At 45.4% G+C, this 19,498-nt stretch carries 17 protein-coding genes and 1 pseudogene; 12 read left to right on the top strand and 6 right to left on the bottom strand.

Features of this window, described 5'->3' with window-relative positions; genetic code table 11:
* Window positions 1-77: 77 nt before the first annotated feature.
* Complete coding sequence (gene lysA, locus AACV78_RS08930; RefSeq protein WP_194011317.1) at window positions 78-1,496, bottom strand: diaminopimelate decarboxylase; 1,419 nt, start codon at window positions 1,494-1,496, stop codon at window positions 78-80.
* Window positions 1,497-1,675: 179 nt separating this feature from the next.
* On the opposite strand from lysA, the gene rimI reads away from it, so the two are divergent.
* From rimI to AACV78_RS08880, 10 genes and pseudogenes are all read left to right on the top strand, one after another.
* Window positions 1,676-2,287, top strand: a complete 612-nt coding sequence (gene rimI, locus AACV78_RS08925; protein ID WP_194011315.1) for a ribosomal protein S18-alanine N-acetyltransferase — start codon at window positions 1,676-1,678, stop codon at window positions 2,285-2,287.
* Window positions 2,288-2,822: 535 nt separating this feature from the next.
* A complete protein-coding gene (locus tag AACV78_RS08920; RefSeq protein WP_194010833.1) occupies window positions 2,823-3,374 on the top strand; it encodes a hypothetical protein in 552 nt (183 codons plus the stop codon).
* Between the two features lie 291 nt (window positions 3,375-3,665).
* On the top strand, window positions 3,666-4,226 hold the full coding sequence (locus tag AACV78_RS08915; protein WP_194010834.1) for a hypothetical protein: 561 nt from the start codon (window positions 3,666-3,668) through the stop codon (window positions 4,224-4,226).
* 291 nt (window positions 4,227-4,517) lie between these two features.
* Window positions 4,518-5,063, top strand: coding sequence for a hypothetical protein (locus AACV78_RS08910; RefSeq protein ID WP_194010835.1), 546 nt, complete (start codon window positions 4,518-4,520; stop codon window positions 5,061-5,063).
* A 35-nt stretch (window positions 5,064-5,098) separates the two neighbouring features.
* Window positions 5,099-6,850 (top strand): alpha/beta hydrolase family protein, encoded by a 1,752-nt coding sequence (locus AACV78_RS08905; protein ID WP_194010836.1) that lies wholly within the window; start codon window positions 5,099-5,101, stop codon window positions 6,848-6,850.
* Between the two features lie 731 nt (window positions 6,851-7,581).
* Window positions 7,582-10,059 carry an ATP-dependent Clp protease ATP-binding subunit gene (locus tag AACV78_RS08900; RefSeq protein WP_194010837.1) on the top strand — a complete coding sequence of 826 codons (2,478 nt, stop codon included), beginning with the start codon at window positions 7,582-7,584 and terminating at the stop codon, window positions 10,057-10,059.
* Between the two features lie 813 nt (window positions 10,060-10,872).
* A complete protein-coding gene (gene lepB, locus AACV78_RS08895; protein ID WP_194010838.1) occupies window positions 10,873-11,466 on the top strand; it encodes a signal peptidase I in 594 nt (197 codons plus the stop codon).
* Window positions 11,467-11,861: 395 nt separating this feature from the next.
* Window positions 11,862-12,216: pseudogene (locus AACV78_RS08890) on the top strand (transposase); the annotation flags it as partial.
* A 656-nt stretch (window positions 12,217-12,872) separates the two neighbouring features.
* On the top strand, window positions 12,873-13,100 hold the full coding sequence (locus AACV78_RS08885; RefSeq protein WP_194010839.1) for a transposase: 228 nt from the start codon (window positions 12,873-12,875) through the stop codon (window positions 13,098-13,100).
* A 397-nt stretch (window positions 13,101-13,497) separates the two neighbouring features.
* Window positions 13,498-13,743 carry a transposase gene (locus AACV78_RS08880; protein WP_194010853.1) on the top strand — a complete coding sequence of 82 codons (246 nt, stop codon included), beginning with the start codon at window positions 13,498-13,500 and terminating at the stop codon, window positions 13,741-13,743.
* Window positions 13,744-14,424: 681 nt separating this feature from the next.
* Here AACV78_RS08880 and AACV78_RS08875 read toward each other — a convergent pair.
* From AACV78_RS08875 to AACV78_RS08855, 5 genes are all read right to left on the bottom strand, one after another.
* Window positions 14,425-14,730, bottom strand: a complete 306-nt coding sequence (locus AACV78_RS08875; protein WP_194010840.1) for a (2Fe-2S) ferredoxin domain-containing protein — start codon at window positions 14,728-14,730, stop codon at window positions 14,425-14,427.
* Between the two features lie 223 nt (window positions 14,731-14,953).
* Window positions 14,954-15,928, bottom strand: a complete 975-nt coding sequence (locus AACV78_RS08870; protein WP_194010841.1) for a cysteine synthase A — start codon at window positions 15,926-15,928, stop codon at window positions 14,954-14,956.
* 60 nt (window positions 15,929-15,988) lie between these two features.
* Window positions 15,989-16,573 (bottom strand): Uma2 family endonuclease, encoded by a 585-nt coding sequence (locus tag AACV78_RS08865; RefSeq protein WP_194010842.1) that lies wholly within the window; start codon window positions 16,571-16,573, stop codon window positions 15,989-15,991.
* Between the two features lie 36 nt (window positions 16,574-16,609).
* Complete coding sequence (locus AACV78_RS08860; protein WP_194010843.1) at window positions 16,610-17,194, bottom strand: Uma2 family endonuclease; 585 nt, start codon at window positions 17,192-17,194, stop codon at window positions 16,610-16,612.
* Between the two features lie 247 nt (window positions 17,195-17,441).
* Window positions 17,442-18,080 (bottom strand): peroxiredoxin, encoded by a 639-nt coding sequence (locus AACV78_RS08855; protein WP_194010844.1) that lies wholly within the window; start codon window positions 18,078-18,080, stop codon window positions 17,442-17,444.
* Between the two features lie 161 nt (window positions 18,081-18,241).
* Here AACV78_RS08855 and AACV78_RS08850 point away from each other — a divergent pair, with 161 nt between their 5' ends.
* Window positions 18,242-18,517: a hypothetical protein gene (locus tag AACV78_RS08850; protein WP_194010845.1), complete on the top strand. Its 276-nt coding sequence runs from the start codon at window positions 18,242-18,244 to the stop codon at window positions 18,515-18,517.
* Window positions 18,518-18,612: 95 nt separating this feature from the next.
* Window positions 18,613-18,975 (top strand): cupin domain-containing protein, encoded by a 363-nt coding sequence (locus tag AACV78_RS08845; RefSeq protein WP_194010846.1) that lies wholly within the window; start codon window positions 18,613-18,615, stop codon window positions 18,973-18,975.
* Window positions 18,976-19,498: the final 523 nt, after the last annotated feature.

Raw genomic sequence — 19,498 nt, 5'->3', positions numbered from 1 at the left:
AAAAGTAAAAAGTTAAAAGACAACCATTAAGAAATCCAAATGAATTATCTTACCTTTTACTTTTTATTTTTTACTTCTTACTTTTGAGTTCCGAGTCGTGCCGGAAGGCGATCGAGCCTCAGCAAATCCTGGTAAGTTTCCCGCTGTAAAATCGTGTTAACTTCCCCATTTTTCACTAAAACCGCTGCCGGTCGGGGTACTCGGTTGTAGTTAGAAGACATACTGTAATTGTATGCTCCTGTCGCCGTAACGGCGAGAATATCTCCGGCCTGACACTCTGGCAATTTAGCATCTTTAATCAGAACATCGCCTGACTCGCAGTGTTTTCCAGCAATTGTCACTGTTTCCGTTAAGGGATCGCGCATTTTGCCGGCTGCGAGGATTCGATACACTGATTGATAGGTAATAGGACGCGGATTGTCCGACATTCCCCCATCCACAGCTAAATACGTCCGCATTCCCGGAATAACTTTTTGAGAACCTACTGTGTAAGCGGTGACACAGGCTGTACCGACGAGCGATCGACCAGGTTCGCAAAGCAATTTCGGTAATGGCAATTGGTGCCGCTCGCAAGCTGCTACCACTGCGGTGCAAATTGTCCGAGCCCAATCGTCAATGCTAGGAGGATCGTCCGTTTCAGTATAGCGAATGCCCAACCCACCGCCAATATTAATTTCTGTCGCAGGCAAATCATAACTTTGTGCTTTTGTCAAGGCCTGAATTATGACCCCGGCTAAGTCGTCGTGGGGTTGCAGTTCAAAAATCTGAGAGCCGATGTGAGCGTGCACTCCCACACAATATAAGGACGGCTGTTTGCTGATGAACTTAAATACTCGATCGAGCGAATTGGGATCGAAGCCAAATTTACTGTCGATTTGACCAGTCTGAATGTACTCGTGGGTGTGACACTCAATTCCAGGAGTAAACCGCACCATAACTCGTGTCGGCCCGCCTGTTTTACTGGTGACACCCAATTTTCCCAACTCAGAAAGAGTTTCTAAATCCTGCCAATTGTCGGCTACGGTAATGCAGCCGCTTTCGACAGCTAGCTGTAGTTCCTCGCGGGACTTGTTGTTACCGTGGAAATAGATTTTGTCATGGCTAACGCCAGCTTGTAGTGCAGTGTAAATTTCCCCTGCAGATACTACATCTATTCCTAAACCTTCGGAAGCTGCGATCGCGCAAACCGCCAAACAACTCCAAGCCTTAGAAGCATAGAGCACTTGAGTTTCGCCCGGATAGTAACGTGCAAAAGCATCCCGGTACTGCGTGCAAGCCGCCCGCAGCGTTTCTTCGTCTAAAATGTACAGTGGCGAGCCAAATTGCTCCACCAAAGCTGTCACTTCGCAGCCTCCGATTTCCAGCCGATCTCGGCTGTTAACGCGGGCTGTCAGCGGTAAAAGTTCTTGATTGGGCGATCGACTTGAGAGAGCCTCTTGAGACTCAGACAGATACTTAAGTCCCGATTCCACCCCGAAAGATTGAGTTGATACCATCGCGCAATAACTATCCTTACGGTCTTTTCCAGTGTACAATTGACGGCAAGCAATTGGGTCAGTTGCCCCCAGATTCATTCCGCAAGCAGGCTGACTGACGGAGACTCGATCGAACTCCGCATCCTTGCAGTGAGTAACGATCAAATCTAAAATCTAAAATCTAAAATTTAAAATCGGCTGTGCGTTTTCTAGAAATTAAACATCTCGCCCCAGAACACCTCAACAGTGCAGTCGAGCTCGATCGCCTTTGTTTTGACGGACTTTGGACGCTCGAAGGCTACAGGCGCGAATTAGACAGTCCTAACAGCGATTTATTGGGTTTGTGGACATGGGAAATTGAGGACTCTGAATCAAGTCAAAACCGGGCGGGCACGCACCATCCACCGCCCCTACAGATTCCCCCAACTCTCATCGGTATCGGTTGTTTGTGGGCAATTTTAGAAGAAGCTCACATTATCATGCTGGCAATTCATCCTGAGTTTCAAGGTCGGGGTTTCGGGCAAGCTCTGCTTTGGGCGCTGCTAAAATCCGCGTGTGACAGACAATTAGAGCGATCGACTTTAGAAGTGCGGGAATCTAATTTAGCAGCAGTGGCGCTATACAACAAATTTGGATTTAAAGAAGCAGGAAGGCGGAAACGATACTACGAAGACACTGGAGAAGATGCTCTGGTGATGTGGCGCAGCGGCATGGAAAAACCGGAATTTAAGGAATATTTGGCGGTTGAAAAAGTGCAAATTAGCGATCGGTTGCAGAGAGAAAACTTCACATTGGGCGATCGATACTTTTGAATTTTGAGTGTTATACCATTTTTCTAAAGATTTGCTATAGATGAAGTTCTAGCCCCCCCTTACCAAGGGGGGGTTGGGGGGGTGATATCTAGCGCTACTTTATGAAAATGGTATTAGATCCCCAGAAACCCAGTTTTTTACGACAATACTTGATTGCCGCCCACAAATTCGATAAAAACCCGGTTTCTTTTGTTGGTAGTCACGGACGCATGAGGCTCCAGAAACCGGGTTCTTTACAACAATACTTCATTTTCGCCCACAAATTCGATAAAAACCCGGTTTCTTTTGACTAATCTTTTCACAATATTTCCTAATTCTTTTCTCATGAACTCTAGTAAATTCACGGGTTTACAATACCGCAAAAAAGCTTTATTTTTTGTCTCAAGATGTTGTTCTCGTTAATTGCTACAGACGAAAACAAAATCACTGCAGTGGGTGAAGCCTTTCAAATCAGGAATATCTAATGAACATAAAATATGGACTGACCCCTATCCTTAGTACATACTTAATATCCACATTTGGAGGCTCAACCGTTATGGCAGCTACAATCGCAGGCACAATCAAAGTCAACGTCAACGCCACCGATCCGAAATTCGCGGGTGTCTACACAGGTGACTTTTCCTACGACGATACCCATCTGACCAAAGTCGGCCAGGAGTTCCTCGTCATGAATGATGGTGACTATCAAGCTCGACCGGGACTGCTATCTCTGAACTTTAGATTTCTGGACTTTGCTACAGGATTAACTCCTGTCACCTATACTGCTAGTGATGATTTCAACTTCCCAGATAATCCTGTTTTGGCTTTCTTGAACGGAGTTCCCAGTCAATTTGGGATGCAAGTTATGCCGGCAGATGATGGCGGAGTTTGGGGTGGAAATAACGGATTTATGTTTGTCGATCCTGGGACATTTTTTTTCATCTTGCGAGATGGAGCTATTTCAGGTAATGGAACTGTGACCTTAGAAATTAACGAATCTCCTCCTACTTCCGTACCGGAGAACGCCTCCCCCTTCGCCTCATTGTTGGCTTTTTTGGGCTTGGGTGCAGCTCACTTGTGGAGAAAGTCGAGAAAGCAAAACAAATAATCATCTTTACCAACCTAACTTGAAGCGGGGCGTAGATAGAATTACTGATATTTTCACAATCTATCCTAATTTTGGCTCAAAAACTCTAGTAATTTTACGGTTTACAGTACCGCTAGCAAGCTTTAATCTGTATGTCAAGATGTTGTTTTTGTTAATTGCTGCTACAAACGAAAACAAACTCACTGCAGTGGGTGAAGCCTTTCAAATCAGGAATATCTAATGAACATAAAATATGGACTGACCGCTATCCTGGGAACATATTTGATATCCACATTCGGAGGAGCGAGCGCTATGGCAGCCACAATAGGAGGCACAATCAAAGTCAAGGTCGATGTCGCCTACGTCACCGATCCCAAATTCGCGGGGGTATACACTGGTGACTTTTCCTACGACGATACCCATCTGACCAAAGTCGGCACAGAGTTCCTGGTCATGAATGATGGTGACTATCAAGCTCGACCAGGATTGCTATCCCTGAACTTTAGATTTCTGGACTTTGCGGAAAGTTTAACTCCTGTGACCTATACGGCCAGTGATGATTTAAACTTCCCAGATAACCCTGTTTTGGCTTTTGAGAACGGAGTTCCCACTCAATTTGGCTTCAACGTTTTTGGGGTAAATAAGAGTGGAGTTTTGGATGGAAATAACAGATTTATGTTTGGAGATCCGGGGATATTTCAGTTCTTCTTGCGAGATGGAGCTGTTACAGGTGGGGGGCTTGTGACCTTAGAAATTAATGAATCTCCTCCTACTGCTGTACCGGAGAACGCCTCCCCCCTCGCCTCATTGTTTGCCTTTTTGGGCTTGGGTGCAGCTCACTTGTGGAGAAAGTCGAGAAAGGGAAACAATTAATCATCTTTACCAACCTAACTTGAAGCGGGGCGTAGATAGAATTACTGATATTTTCACAATCTATCCTAATTTTGGCTCAAAAACTCTAGTAAATTTACGGTTTACAGTACCCCTAGAAAGCTTTAGTCTGTATCTCAAGATGTTGTTTTTGTTAATTGCTGCTACAAACGAAAACAAACTCACTGCAGTGGGTGAAGCCTTTCAAATCAGGAATATTTAATGAACATAAAATATGGACTGACCGCTATCCTGGGAACATATTTAATATCCACATTTGGAGGAGATCCCGCTATGGCAGCCATAATAGGAGGCACAATCAAAGTCAACGTCACTGGTGGGGACTTAGGCGGTGTTTACACGGGTGACTTTGCTTACGACGATACTCATCTGACCAAAGTTGGCTCGGAATCCATGACCATCAATGGTCGTGGAAGCCGAACTCGATCGGGACTGCTATCTCTTAACTTTAGATTTCTGGACTTTGCTGATGGCATAACTCCTGTTACCTATACGGTCAGAGATGTTGATGGATTTCCCGACTATCCACTTTTGTATTTCTTGAACGGACTTCCAACTCAATTTGGCTTCCAAGTCGATCCGGGAAATGATGGCGGAGTTTGGGGTGGAAATAACGGATTTATGTTTGGAGATCCTGGGAGATTTGATTTCGTTTTACGAAATGGAGCCAGTGGAGGTAATGGGATTGTGACCTTAGAAATTAACGAATCTCCTGCTACTGCTGTACCGGAGAACGCCTCCCCTTTGGCCTCATTGTTGGCTTTTTTGGGCTTGGGTGGAATTCACTTGTGGAGAAAGCCTAAAAAGGCAAACAAGTAATAATCTTTACCAACCTAACTTTAGAGGAATAGACAATGGCAGTAATAGATATTCCGTTTTTGGTCACAGGTGGCGAAACTAACAGACCACCTAGCAATGCTTTTAGTCCAAGTCAGCGTCAAATAAATATTCGCGCGCCCTTGGGTATTCCCTCTGCCGAGCAATGGAGCGGTCAAAAAGTATGGCTGCTGATTCCTGGTTTCACAGATCCCTACAATTATTATGATGCCACTTTGGCGACGGTCATTAAGAATGCCAATCCAAATGATACGGTTTTAGCCCTTGACTGGACTCAAGTCAGCGGCTCTCTAACAAATAATGGACCAGCAGGGATCGGTAGAGGAGACCTTTACAGGTCTGGTTCGTGGATTACCCCGGTGGCGACAGCAGTTCGAGACAAACTTGTTCTTGAGTGGGGAATACCAGCCACAGAACTCAATATTGTTGGTAATAGTCTGGGTTCTCACCTTGCCAGCGATCTTGCGGCCAGTTTCACTACCTACGGGAGTCAAGTGGGTTCGGTTACAGTCCTTGACCCAGCATCCAATACTGCAAAATTCCTGAGTCCATACGATACAGATAATGGCTACGATACTGACCTATCAAATGGATACTTAGAAAACGGAGGAACTCCCGATCCAATCAAACGCTTAGATTTTGGTGGTGCTGCGGTTTCAAGAAGTTTTAATGGCATCAGCAGTTTAGCAGGAAATGAAGCTCAAGCTGGAACTGCCAAGGAATCATTCCTGTTTGACTTCGGCACCGATCCAAATAATTTCGCCGATCAAATTGCTCAACACAGTCGTGTCGTGACCGCCTACATAAATTTGGTGACAACGGATGCCTCTGACAATTCTCGTTTAGCGACCAATATTCTCGGCCTGAATGACATGCAGGCCGACCATCAGTTTCGACCAAACTTCTATAAAGGGGATTTTGATGTCTCTCCTCAAGTGCATGAAGGAGTGATTCCCGTTGATGCTCAAAATAATCCTTTGTTTCTCGTTGCTGCTAACGCTGCTGGCGGGATAGATGACCGAATCATCTATGGGAGTAACCAAGGGAGCCTATTACTAGGAAGTGGGAATTTTCAAAAATATTACAACAACAACGGCAACAATACTTATTATCTTGGTAATCAGAAAGATATTGTCTCTGCTGGCATAGGTAATGACACGCTTTTCGGTGGAAATGGAAATGACAATATCTCGGGAGCAGATGGAAATGACCAGCTCTTAGGCGAGGCTGGAGATGACATCCTTGATGGTGCCAATGGGAACGATCTTATCTTTGGTGGCACCGGTAATGACGCCATCTACGGGGGTTTGGGAAATGACACCCTTGATGGCGGGGATGGGAATAATAGCATCTTAGGTGGAGATGGTAATGACGATCTCATAGGTGGGAACGGTATTAATAGGTTATTTGGTGGTTTGGGAAACGACACTCTCACAGGTGGTGCGGGTCAAAACTTATTAAGAGGTTCAGAAGACAACAGCCTGTCTAGTGTTGAGGTAGATAATTTAATTGGCAACAGCAGTAGCTCTCTTAACGCATTTTATATTGGCGATGCCACAACAAATTGGTACTCAGCCGCTGGTGGGAATGATTACGCCAATATTGTTGGCTTCAATCCGGCAAATGGCGTAATTATCGGTGGGGTGAATATTGAGGCGCAAAACCTCATCACTAAAACGTTTCTCTGGTCTGGAGGTGAATTGATTGCCAAGATTGAGGGTTTGTGGGCTTCGCAATTAGAGTCGCAGTTCCCTACAAGAATATTTTAGAATAGACTCCTCGGAAATTGGCGACACTGCAAATAATCGGTTTGTAGTTGCGCTGTCTTCGCCGCATCCAAGCGCAACTGCAAATTTTCGGTAGGTTGGGTTGAGTTCGCGAAACCCAACCCTGTCTGTGGTGGTGACAAAGGAACTCAAACACCTTCTATTTGTTTGCTGCCGTTAGCGCAGCTTGCAGCTATTGGATCGCTGTTGGGTAATGCTTGCGCTCGTACCCAACTTACTTCTAAAGGAACCGGGTTTTCGATCGAAATCTATGCGCTGCGACAAAATATTTTCGCAACAAAACTCGGTTTCTGGCCCGGTGCGTCCCGGACAAATCTTTGCTCCCTGCTTGAGATCGATCGCACCTCTAAGAAATAAGTTTTGTGAAGAAAAAGCCCGACACTTCGAGAAATATCAATTTTGCGCCTGCGCGAGACCAAAAAAGATTGTGCTAGAATCCTCAATACATAGTCAGTCGTAGGTTGGGCACGGGCCGAGGAGAGCAATCTTCTTGCAGTCTAGGGGAGGTTGTAGGTCAGCCACCATTTGGGTCTTCCCAGTTGAAAGCCACCCTGCAACATGAGCCTGGAATCTGCAACCGCAGCCGAATGCGGCCGAGCAGTTGGGAGAGTCGCGCTAGAATAAGCAGTACGAGTTAACACTCGACTAAAAACGCTCGTTGTGCGAGCGTGACCTCGAAACGGGCACATAGCAGCAGGTGATGGGAATAAATCATGTTTGAACGCTTCACAGAAAAAGCAATAAAAGTAATCATGTTGGCCCAGGAAGAAGCTCGCCGCCTGGGTCACAACTTCGTAGGCACAGAACAGATCCTCCTGGGTCTGATCGGTGAAGGAACCGGGGTAGCAGCTAAAGTCCTCAAGTCAATGGGAGTCAATCTCAAAGATGCTCGGATTGAAGTTGAGAAAATTATCGGCCGGGGTTCGGGCTTCGTAGCAGTCGAAATTCCGTTTACCCCACGGGCCAAGCGGGTTCTGGAACTGTCCCTCGAAGAAGCCCGCCAACTCGGACACAACTACATCGGCACCGAACACCTGCTGCTGGGTCTGATCCGCGAAGGTGAAGGAGTGGCGGCCAGAGTCCTGGAAAATCTGGGAGTAGACTTGTCGAAAGTCCGCACCCAAGTGATTCGGATGTTGGGCGAAACCGCAGAAGTCGCAGCGACGGGCGGCGGCGCGCGCACCAAAACTCCAACCCTCGACGAGTTCGGCGCTAACTTAACTCAAATGGCTGTCGATGGCAAGCTCGATCCGGTAGTGGGACGGCAAAAAGAAATCGAACGGGTAATTCAAATCCTCGGCCGCCGCACCAAAAATAATCCGGTGCTGATTGGCGAACCCGGAGTCGGTAAAACTGCGATCGCCGAAGGTCTGGCCCAGCGCATCGCTAACAACGATATTCCGGACATCCTGGAAGAAAAGCGGGTTGTAACTCTGGATATCGGTTTGTTGGTGGCGGGTACGAAATACCGGGGCGAATTTGAGGAACGCCTCAAAAAAATCATGGACGAAATCCGCACCGCAGGCAATGTCATTCTAGTGATTGACGAAGTGCACACTTTGATCGGTGCGGGTGCTGCTGAAGGGGCGATCGACGCAGCGAACATTCTCAAGCCGGCTTTGGCTAGAGGCGAACTTCAGTGTATCGGCGCTACCACCCTCGACGAGTACCGCAAGCACATCGAGCGCGACGCAGCCCTAGAACGGCGCTTCCAACCGGTGATGGTCGGCGAACCTACTGTTGACGAGACGATCGAGATTCTCTTCGGCCTGCGGGAACGCTACGAACAGCACCACAAGCTGAAAATCTTGGACACCGCCCTAGAAGCCGCAGCCAAACTCTCTCACCGTTACATCTCCGACCGCTTCCTCCCAGACAAAGCAATTGACTTGGTAGACGAAGCAGGTTCGAGAGTCCGCCTGATCAATTCTCAACTTCCCCCCGCAGCTAAAGAACTTGACAAGGAACTCCGCCAAGTCCTGAAAGATAAAGACGAAGCGGTGCGTTCTCAAGACTTTGACAAAGCTGGCGAATTGCGCGATCGAGAAATGACCATCAAAGCCGAAATTCGCGCTATTTCCCAAGCCAAAAAAACCGACTCGGCGGCCCGTGGCGACACCGACCCATCGCCAGTAGTTACCGAAGAAGATATCGCTCAAATCGTCGCAAGCTGGACGGGCGTACCGGTTAACAAACTGACTGAATCCGAATCCGAAAAGCTGCTGCACATGGAAGATACCTTGCACCAGCGTTTAATCGGTCAGGAAGAAGCAGTAAAAGCTGTTTCCCGCGCCATTCGCCGCGCTCGCGTCGGGTTGAAAAATCCCAATCGCCCGATCGCCAGTTTCATCTTCTCCGGGCCCACAGGCGTCGGCAAAACCGAACTCACCAAAGCCCTTGCTTCCTATTTCTTCGGTTCCGAAGAAGCCATGATCCGGCTGGATATGTCCGAATACATGGAACGTCACACCGTCTCCAAACTCATCGGTTCTCCGCCGGGGTACGTCGGCTACAACGAAGGGGGCCAACTCACAGAAGCAGTCCGCCGCCGTCCTTACACCGTCGTGCTGTTCGACGAAATCGAAAAAGCCCACCCCGATGTCTTCAATATGCTCCTGCAAATATTGGAAGACGGCCGCTTAACCGATGCCAAAGGTCGCACCGTGGACTTCAAAAACACGCTGCTGATCATGACTTCTAACATCGGTTCTAAGGTCATCGAAAAAGGCGGCGGCGGCCTCGGTTTCGAGTTCAGCGACAACCAAGCCGATGCTAATTACAACCGCATCCGTTCTTTGGTAAACGAAGAACTCAAGAACTACTTCCGCCCAGAATTCCTCAACCGACTAGACGAAATTATCGTCTTCCGTCAGTTGAACAGGGAAGAAGTCAAGGAAATCGCCGTCATCATGCTCAAAGAAGTGTTCGGCCGCTTGACAGAACAAGGAATCACGATGGAAGTGACCGAGAAATTCAAAGAACGGCTGATAGAAGAAGGCTACAACCCCAGCTACGGAGCCCGACCCCTGCGCCGCGCCATCATGCGGTTGTTGGAAGACAGCTTGGCCGAGGAAATTCTTTCCGGTCGCATCAAAGACGGCGACATCGCCCTTGTGGATGTGGGCGATGACGGGATTGTCAAGGTGCTGCCAGGTCAAAAGCGGGAATTGCTGCCCCAAGGCGCTGAGTAAGATTGAGTTGGGCGCGGCGAGTAAAGTTGTGAAATAACCAATCTCGCAGTTGCAAATAACTCGAAATCTTCACGTAAAAAAAAGGTAGAGAATTTTAATTCTCTACCTTTTTTATCAGAAAATTGGGTTGAAAACCCTGTCCCTTCGGCAAGCTCAGGGCAAGCCTTATAGGACGGCTTTTTGCCATTGTTAAGTAAAATAAAAAATCCATCTTCACAAATGAATATGGTAGAGTAAACACATCAGACAAGATTTAAAAACCTACCCCCGGACTGGGGGAAAGTCTACGCCCAAAACATTTTTGAGGAGATATGACTACGCACTTTTTAGTGCAAACGTAGTCAGCCTGGGAACCCACGCTTGCGCGGGATATTTCGACAGAAATGTCTTAAGAATCCCCGTACTTTGATAGTCGGGGAGTGTCAAGAGTTAATATCAAGAGGATACTTATTATATTGGGTACGGTCGATTGACAACGATAAAATTGGTTCGTAGTGCGGAATGCGAGTCCGGCTCGGTTGCGGAATGCGAGTCCGCACTACGAACCGTTTTTGTTATGCTAATCGACCGGACACGATATTACGTCAATATTTGATGGATAGGGAAACCGCAGACAAACGCAAATAAACGCAGATAATTGTAAGATAGTTTGCATTTGTTGCAATTCCAGTCTAATAATTAACAGCGATATATTTCAAAGGTAAGCTGTAGAGCATTTAAAATGAATATTCGAGGTGATTGTTTCTTGAAATACAATTTGAAGGTCTCTACAACTTATTAGATAATTTGTGGCAATTATATAGCGAGGATTCAATGACATCGGAAAAAAAGAATTTAGCTACAGAAGTAGCAGAAGTGCAGGCTGAAACCTGGTGGCAAAAAGCCTGGAAGTCGCAGCGAGAAAATCTACAAATCGTAATTATTGCTTTGGGTTTAGCAATATTGATTCGAGCGCTGGTGGCGGAACCGCGCTTCATACCGTCAGATTCTATGATACCAACTCTGCACGTGGGCGATCGCGTCGTGGTCGAAAAAATCTCCTACTACCTCGAACCTCCAAAAACTGGCGACATCGTAGTATTTGTCCCGCCCCAAAAGTTGCAAGAACAAGGCTTTACCCAAGACCAAGCATTTATCAAACGGGTAATTGGTTTACCTGGTCAAACCGTCGCTGTTAAAAAAGGTTTAGTTTATCTCAACGACAAACCCCTCGTCGAAAAATATATTGCCGAACCTCCTAAATACCAGTGGGGGCCTTATCGCGTCCCTGAAAATCAATACTTTGTGATGGGAGATAACCGCAACAACAGCAACGACTCTAGCCGATGGGGATTTTTACCTCAGCAGAATATCATCGGCCGCGCTGTAGTGCGGTTTTGGCCGCTAGAACGTATCGGACAAGTTTGAAGTCATTAGTCACGAGTCATTAGTCATTAGTCAGTAGGGGCGGTGGATGGTGGGTGCGGGCCCTCCTGCCGTCATTAGTCATTGGTCATTAGTTATTGGTCATTGGTCATCTTGCCCTCAGCGAAGCCGAAGGGTAATCCTTGGTCATTAGTCATGAGGAAGATGGAAGATGGAAGATGGAACCTCGGCCAACGAACAAGGTGCGGGATTCGGATGAATGTTGGGGGAATTGGCCAAACAGGGAATTGGGAATCGGTAATTCGGAATTGGTAATTGGGGCTCGCGGAATATATTGATCGCACTTGACGTGGGCTAGGTTATGCGAGCGCGAAATCGAGGGTAAAGTGCAAAATAAACAGGTAGAATAGGTCAAAACCCGTGCATCACCACCTGCGATCGCGTACAGAAAAGCTGAGCTTGCCCCAAGCCCCCCCATCCGAGTTTGAACGGCCCTTTGGAGGCAGCTTGTCACTCCTTAACCGTTGGATAAAAATGGCCATAATAATCCCGTGGTCTGAATTTGAATCAGAATATGCGGCCAACTTCCCTGCAGACTCATGGTGCACCACCCAAATCCTTTGGGATGGCATTGGGGGCATTAATTATTAAATACAAACTCTTAATTAGCGCTCGGAAAACAGTAAAACAGAACCGTGAAGACCCCTATTTACAATACTTTATCGGTAGATTGAGCTACAGTAATAAACTACCATTTGACCCCTCACTCTTAGTACACTTTCGACGGGCGTATCAGTCGCAACCTAATTAATCAAGCAGGGCGAACGAATGGTTGAAAAAATGCGAGAAATCACTAAGCGTCAAACCCGAAAAAAAAAGGATTCGGACGCAAAAAATGAGTCATCCAATCGTGGTGTCGAGCATAAATGCAAGCTGCGCTGAGCGTCGATATTACCTATCCGACCGACTTAGGACTATTAAACAAAGCGAGAGTCCCTACAGAAAAAATCATAGACATCCTGTATAAACAGATCAAAGATTAAACCAATAAAAAACCAACAACCTACCGTAATCTCGCAAAAAAAGACTATTTAACAGTAGAAAAAAAAACACAGTTCACCCGAAAACCAAGAAGACAGGCACTAAAAAAACAACTCCAATATATCAAAAGAAACGCTTCTCATATTGAACAGCTAATTGATGCGTGTGCGTGCCTAGAAGGTCTGAACAAAAGCAATATATAGTCTTTCTCAGAAATATGAGGTATCATGTCACTGACACTCACTCGTGAGGATCCAACAGAGAAAATCAGATCAAATCAACTAGAATTACATGGTTACGCACAAGCCACAGGAAAGCGATACCACACATGATAGCATTTGTTTGACAGCACGAAGAAGTTGACTCATAACAGGTTTACTTATACTCTTCTTCATACATTGGTAAAAATGAAAGCTTATTCGATTGATTGTAGGCAAAAAATCCTTGATACTTATCAGACTGAACCGATTTCACAAAAAGCAATAGCTCAGCGTTTTTCTGTAGCCCTCAGCTTGGTACAAAAATTGATTAAACAATATCGTGAAACAAAAAACATTACTCCCCGAACTGACCGATGTGGAGCCAAAGGCAAACTGAATGCAGAGCAACTACTCATCGAGTGCCCTATTGATTGAAGAAAATAATGATGCAACTCTTGAAGAACTTCGTCCCAAACTTTATAGGAAAATTTGATTTTCCCTCCTTTATATCGACAAGAGCAAGAATGATAAAACTCTTAGATATTACTGTCAAAAAAGAACTCTCTTCCCTTCGGGCAAAGACACCGACCGATTTCAACTCCTGCGATGTGAGTTCTGGCAAAAAATTAAAAAATAAGCTTTGAAAGACTTAATATTCATTGACGAATCAGGAGTTAATTGGGCAATGGTTAGGTTGTATGCTAGAGCTCTGAAAGGTCAAATAGACCAGGGCCCAAGACCAACGAAACGTGGCAAAAATGGATTAATAATTGGAGCAATCTCAGTCAAGGAAATATTGACATAGGTTAATCGAAGAGACCCAACTGATGCAATTACATTTGAAGCTTTTCTTATCAGGAAGCTTGTACAAAAACTATGGAAATGGGCTTGTGTAGTCATGGATAATTGTTCCATTCACTTGGGAGAAGAAGCGGAAAAAGCTATCAAAAAAAGGGCAAAATTAATATACTTATCGACCTATTTACCAGATTTTATGACGGGGCGACAGGTAGCCCCGTCAGGCTGGGCAGATATACAAGCCGCAGTTGATGATAAGTGCAAAAAGATTTGGAATTAAAGAGATGTTCAGAGACTTTAAGGATGGAGGATATAACTTAGAAAGGACTAATCTCACAGGTGAGCGACTGAGTTAATTATTAATTTTGCGATCGCTATAGCATACTTGAAGAGTATAATTAAAGGGATATAAATTAAGTCAAACCAAGTTTAATAATATCTAAGTATACAAACACAAAATTAGAGAAGATATGCAAATGATAGCACTTTTTATAGGGGAATTTGGGGTTAATCATGGGTCGATTCGATATTTAGTAATTAGCAGGTTATTGTTGAATTAATGTCTTTGTCTCCACATAAACTACCTAATTATCAACAAGGGATAAGAGCTATGAGGCTTATTTTATCAGCGTTATAATCGACTTGTCGCCCGACGGCCAGATTTTTTACCAATTGAAAATCTGTGGTCAAAACTTAAAATTATTCTCCGTTCTATCAAGACTACTAATTATCAAAAATTAGCCAAAGCAGTCTTAGTTGGCGATCGCGTCAAGTTACATCATCAAATATTTTTAACTGGTTTACACAATGCTGTTATCGTACCTCATCTTTGTGATAAAGGCTATAGATACAGAAAGAACTTATATTTAACCGATCTTGAATATATCGATCGCTCCAGCTCTTCGTTTGCGTGCGATCGATTATTCAGCAAGCCATACATAGCAATTGCTTAAACACCGGGTTAGGGCTGCTGAGAAAGCCCGTGAAACTTGCGGTAAAGCATCCTCTCTACCCGCTTTCCTCCCCGCAAATGTTGCTCGGTAATTGCCGCAACTTCCTCAGCACAAACCCCACTGTACCAAACCTCTTCCGGCAGCACCAACACCATCGGCCCGTTGCCGCACTGTCCCAAACAACTGCTAGCAACAACTTCAACTTCTGAGGGGGACAATTTCTCAAATGCTGCTAGTACCTCTGCTGCACCTTGCTTGCGACAAGTGCGGTTTTGGCAAACAAGAACTCGCCTAGAAGATTCTGTGATTTTCATGTTTTTTTACTTGACATTCGACTACATATATGCTATTTTTTTATCATGGGAATAGGTGCGGCCATATATAACCAAATCTGACGATCGACCTTTTGAGGCTAACCATTGGCTCGCCTGACATAAATTTTTGATAAATCGGTTAACCGCAGATTTCAGGCAGATGCAACACCGATTGACGGGGATAATTTCCCGACAATCTCGATACACCCGTGCCATGCGGAGGCTAATCTGATGATAAACCTTTGGAGGCCAACCATTGGCGATCGAACAAACGCGACTGATACCTCGCCCCGCCGTCGCAGAGTACCGTAACAATCGTATGTCCCGGCCCCATTTGCTTCGCCAAAGCCACCGCCGCCCCCACATTAATCCCCACAGAACCGCCCATAAACAGCCCTTCTTTCCTCAACAATTGGTAAATCACGCGGACAGCTTCAGCATCATCAATTTGAATAGCATCATCTACCGGCGCATTCTCCATATTTCCAGTGATGCGGCTGGTACCAATACCCTCAGTAATCGAACTACCTTCAGTCTTAATTTCTCCAGTTTTGAAATAACTGTAAAGCCCGCTGCCCATCGGATCCGCCAAAACAGTTTTAATCGCCGGATTTTTTGATTTCAAAAACATTGCTACACCCGCAAAAGTCCCGCCCGTACCAGTCGCAGCCACCCAAGCATCAATTTTTCCCTCGGTTTGTTCCCAGATTTCCGGGCCGGTTGTATCGAAATGAGCTTGGCGATTGGCTAAATTGTCAAATTGATTTGCCCAAACGGCATTCTCCATTTCCTCCGCCAATCTTCCAGACAATTTGACATAATTATTCGGGTCTTTGTAAGGAACAGCAGGAACAGTCCGAACTTCCGCGCCCAAGGTTTTCAAAGCATCGATTTTTTCTTGGGATTGAGTATCGGGAATCACAATCAAACATTTGTAACCTTTGGCGTTGCAAATGTGTGCCAAACCGATGCCCGTATTGCCCGCAGTGCCTTCTACAACGGTGCCGCCCGGTTTCAACAAGCCTTTTTCTTCGGCATCTTGGATGATGTAAAGTGCGGCCCTATCTTTAACGGAACCGCCGGGATTTAGAAACTCTGCTTTGCCGAGAATTTCGCAGCCTGTTTCATCGCTGAAGCTGTTTAACCGAATTAACGGCGTGTTGCCGATAGTGCCTACAAAGCCGTTTTTGATATCCATATTTTTTGCCTGCTGCATTCTATTATTAAGTCTGACAATAAGTTGATATTTATTGCTGTGCTACCAAATTTTGCTCATATTGAGTACAAATCCCGGCAAAACTGGGTCGCCGCTGACTGTAGCGGGATTCTCCAAACATTCCTCTGGCAAATCGGGACGGTAAATGTAAACTCGGCGATTTTTGCGGTCTATTAACCAGCCCAACTGCACTCCTGGTTCTCTCATGTATTCTTGCATTTTTTCTTGCAGCGGCTTGAGATTGTCAGAAGCAGACCTGAGTTCTACTACAAAATCCGGGCAAATAGGAGCAAATTTTTGCTTTTGTTCTGGTGACAAAGCATTCCACCTTTCCAGTTTAATCCAAGCAGCATCTGGAGACTTTTCTGCATTAGTTGATAAAGTAAATCCTGTACTGGAAGTAAATGCTAAACCTGTACCGTCTTGTTCTGACCAAACCCACAGAGGCCCAAATATATTGCCTTCTCGGTTTCCCGTCTCCGAACCGGTAGGGGGCATAATTAGCAATTCTCCCGATTTGTTCCGTTCAATGCGTAATTCACTATTGATTTGACAGAACTCGAAAAAATCTTCGTCTGTCATTTGCAATTTGGGCGGTATTCGCAACAGGATTTTTGATGACAGCATAATTGAGTTTTTAGGTTGGTTTCTCCTGTGCTAAGCTTACCAAATTTTGCTCATATTGAGTACGAATCCCGGCAAAACTGGGTCGCCGCTGACTGTTGCGGGATTGTCCAAACATTCCTCTGGCAAATCGGGACGGTAAATGTAAACTCGGCGATTTTTGCGGTCTATTAACCAGCCCAACTGCACTCCTGGTTCTCTCATGTATTCTTGCATTTTTTCTTGCAGCGGCTCTAAGTCCTCAAAGTCGGGTCTGAGTTCAACTACAAAGTCAGGGCAAATCGGCGCAAATTTTTCTTGCTGTGCTTTTGATAAAGCATTCCACCTTTTCAGTTTAATCCAGGAAGCGTCGGGCGATCGCACGGAGCCGATCGATAAAGTAAATCCCGTACAAGAAGCAAAGCCAACGCCTGTTCCGTCTTCCTGTGTCCAAATGCCCAGTTCTCCAGTTAAAATAGCATTGCGGTTGCTGCTGATTCCGCCAACAAGAGTCAACAATAGTATTTCTCCCTGCTGGGTGCGTTCAATGCGTAAATTGCGATTTAATTGACAGAAGTCAAAAAATTCGTCCTCTGTCATTTGCAATTCTGGCAACATTCGCAATACGATCGGAGATGACAGCATTTTGCCTTTCCTCAAATCTCAATTGTTCAGACAATAGGGCAATTTCTTTGTTCCCAGCATCGGAGTTCAGTCCTCAAAAACCAGGATTAATGACTGAAGTCCTGACGCACGGGTACTCAGAAACCGGGTTTTTTTACGAAAATATTTCGCACTCGCCCACAAATTCGGTAAAAAACCCGGTTTCTTTGTCCTTAATGCGTAAGTCCTGGACTCAAGTCCTGACTACAAACTTGTTTGTAAATCAAACTTATTTATTCGGTTGAGGAGTCATCCGCAAATAAGGCTTGACTGGCGTGTAGCCTTTAGGAAATTTCTCTGCCAACTCTTTCGGGTCGGTAATTGAAGGTACAATTACGCAGTCGTCGCCGTCTTTCCAATCAACTGGAGTCGCAACGCTGTATTTGTCCGTAAGTTGCAAGGAGTCAATTACTCGCAGAATTTCACCAAAATTCCGACCGGTGCTCGCCGGATAGGTAATGCTCAAACGCAGTTTCTTTTCCGGGTCAATTACAAAAACGGTGCGGATTGTTAAGTTGTTGAGGGAGTTGGGATGGATCATGTCGTAAATGTCGGAAACTTTACGATCGCCATCTGCTAAAATCGGATAATTGAGGGTGACATTTTGAGTTTCCTCAATATCTTTGATCCAACCCATGTGAGAATCTACATCATCGACGCTGAGGGCGATGGTTTTCACGCCGCGCTTGTCAAATTCCGACTTGAGACGGGCGACTGCGCCGAGTTCGGTGGTGCACACTGGGGTGTAGTCTTTCGGGTGTGAAAACAACACCACCCAACTATCGCCGGCCCAGTCGTAGAAATTGATTTCCCCTTCAGACGAGGCTTGGGTAAAGTTGGGAACTGTATCGCCTAATCGCAGTGACATAACTGATTTCCTCTAATTTTATTTAACGGCGGTTCTCTATCATCCCATAATTGCTGGGTTTCTCGATCGCACTGTAAATGATTCTAAACTTTTTGGTCGATCGGCGGTTAATTCCATTACTGTAATCTATAGCCCGCTTTGTACTGCTAAATTTTCTGGCTATGCTTTACTTTTTGCTTCAGGCAATACAGCCTGTTTTAGTTCCGCTGTGTTTTGTCTCCGCTTGGGGTTTAGTTTTTTTGCTGTGTTCGAGTATCGGGGGCGCTGTCGCCGACTCTGTGCGCCGAGCTGGGCGGATGCACCAAATTCCTTGCGCTAACTGCGTATTTTTTACCGGCGACTACCACCTCAAGTGTCCCGTTCAGCCTACCATAGCTTTATCTGAAGATGCGATCGACTGTCCTGATTATCGATCGCATTCGGGAACTTACGGTTAAAAAACCCGGCCGCCGCTTTACATATTTCTTAACATCTCTCGCTTTTTCAATTAAACTTAACTTGTGGTAAAGAAATTTTCAGGAGTGTGGAAAGAATGCTAATTCAAAAGCTAAATGACTGTGACGAGTTTATTGCTGGCGACGGTACTCAACTGCGAGAATTACTGCATCCAGACAAACAAGCTGTGGATTTGCGTTACAGTTTAGCCCACGCCGTTTTGCCGCCGGGACAAACTTCTGCGCTGCACTCCCTGACAACTTCTGAAGTTTACTACATCCTCAGCGGCGTTGGGGAAATGCACATCGATGATGAGACTCAATTGGTGCAAGTCGGAGATGCAGTTTACATTCCGCCAAACGCCAAGCAGTTTATTTACAACTGCGGCCAAGAACCGCTAATATTTATTTGTATCGTAGATCCTGCGTGGCGAAAGGAAGACGAGACAATTTTTCAGTAAGTGTCGAAAATTCTGTTTTAACAACTTTAACAACAACAGCACCCAGCCATACATACCGAGTGATTTCCTCTTTTTCAACTTTGATTCGGAGCTGCAATAATCCTCGGATTAACTTGCATTTCTCCCTTCTAATTAGTTGAGGAAGTATCAGCTTTGTTGGTGGGTGCTGCTATTGGTTTTTAATGAGACAGATGTGAGATTAAACAGCGTTTTACTCCTTAGATTCTATTGTGAACTTCGCTGCGGTATCTGGATGTGGTATCTGTCAGAGAAGCTTTTTGTTCGCTTCATATTTTTAATTTACCACCTTTTTTGAGAAGCGCAAGCACCTGCAACTAAACTTTACAAAAGAAGTCATTAGTCATTAGTCGTTAGTCATTAGTCGTTAGTCGTTAGTCATTAGTCGTTAGTCATCAGTCATCAGGAAGAGGGAAGACAACCCTCTAGGGGCGTAGATAATTGCGGATAATTGTGAAGTTAAATTAAGCATTGAGCTTTCTAGCTGCTCATCTAAAATCCTAGA

The organism is Tychonema sp. LEGE 07196 (genome assembly GCF_963890365.1).
Classification (GTDB): domain Bacteria; phylum Cyanobacteriota; class Cyanobacteriia; order Cyanobacteriales; family Microcoleaceae; genus Microcoleus.
This window is presented reverse-complemented; position numbering and strand designations above follow the sequence as displayed.

Excerpts from the sequence above, each read along its gene's own strand:
- lysA (WP_194011317.1), bottom strand. The coding sequence starts at position 1,496 with ATGGTATCAACTCAATCTTTCGGGGTGGAATCGGGACTTAAGTATCTG.
- AACV78_RS08920 (WP_194010833.1), top strand. The coding sequence starts at position 2,823 with ATGGCAGCTACAATCGCAGGCACAATCAAAGTCAACGTCAACGCCACC.
- AACV78_RS08915 (WP_194010834.1), top strand. The coding sequence starts at position 3,666 with ATGGCAGCCACAATAGGAGGCACAATCAAAGTCAAGGTCGATGTCGCC.
- AACV78_RS08910 (WP_194010835.1), top strand. The coding sequence starts at position 4,518 with ATGGCAGCCATAATAGGAGGCACAATCAAAGTCAACGTCACTGGTGGG.
- AACV78_RS08905 (WP_194010836.1), top strand. The coding sequence starts at position 5,099 with ATGGCAGTAATAGATATTCCGTTTTTGGTCACAGGTGGCGAAACTAAC.
- AACV78_RS08900 (WP_194010837.1), top strand. The coding sequence starts at position 7,582 with ATGTTTGAACGCTTCACAGAAAAAGCAATAAAAGTAATCATGTTGGCC.
- lepB (WP_194010838.1), top strand. The coding sequence starts at position 10,873 with ATGACATCGGAAAAAAAGAATTTAGCTACAGAAGTAGCAGAAGTGCAG.
- AACV78_RS08885 (WP_194010839.1), top strand. The coding sequence starts at position 12,873 with ATGAAAGCTTATTCGATTGATTGTAGGCAAAAAATCCTTGATACTTAT.
- AACV78_RS08875 (WP_194010840.1), bottom strand. The coding sequence starts at position 14,730 with ATGAAAATCACAGAATCTTCTAGGCGAGTTCTTGTTTGCCAAAACCGC.
- AACV78_RS08870 (WP_194010841.1), bottom strand. The coding sequence starts at position 15,928 with ATGGATATCAAAAACGGCTTTGTAGGCACTATCGGCAACACGCCGTTA.
- AACV78_RS08865 (WP_194010842.1), bottom strand. The coding sequence starts at position 16,573 with ATGCTGTCATCAAAAATCCTGTTGCGAATACCGCCCAAATTGCAAATG.
- AACV78_RS08860 (WP_194010843.1), bottom strand. The coding sequence starts at position 17,194 with ATGCTGTCATCTCCGATCGTATTGCGAATGTTGCCAGAATTGCAAATG.
- AACV78_RS08855 (WP_194010844.1), bottom strand. The coding sequence starts at position 18,080 with ATGTCACTGCGATTAGGCGATACAGTTCCCAACTTTACCCAAGCCTCG.
- AACV78_RS08850 (WP_194010845.1), top strand. The coding sequence starts at position 18,242 with ATGCTTTACTTTTTGCTTCAGGCAATACAGCCTGTTTTAGTTCCGCTG.
- AACV78_RS08845 (WP_194010846.1), top strand. The coding sequence starts at position 18,613 with ATGCTAATTCAAAAGCTAAATGACTGTGACGAGTTTATTGCTGGCGAC.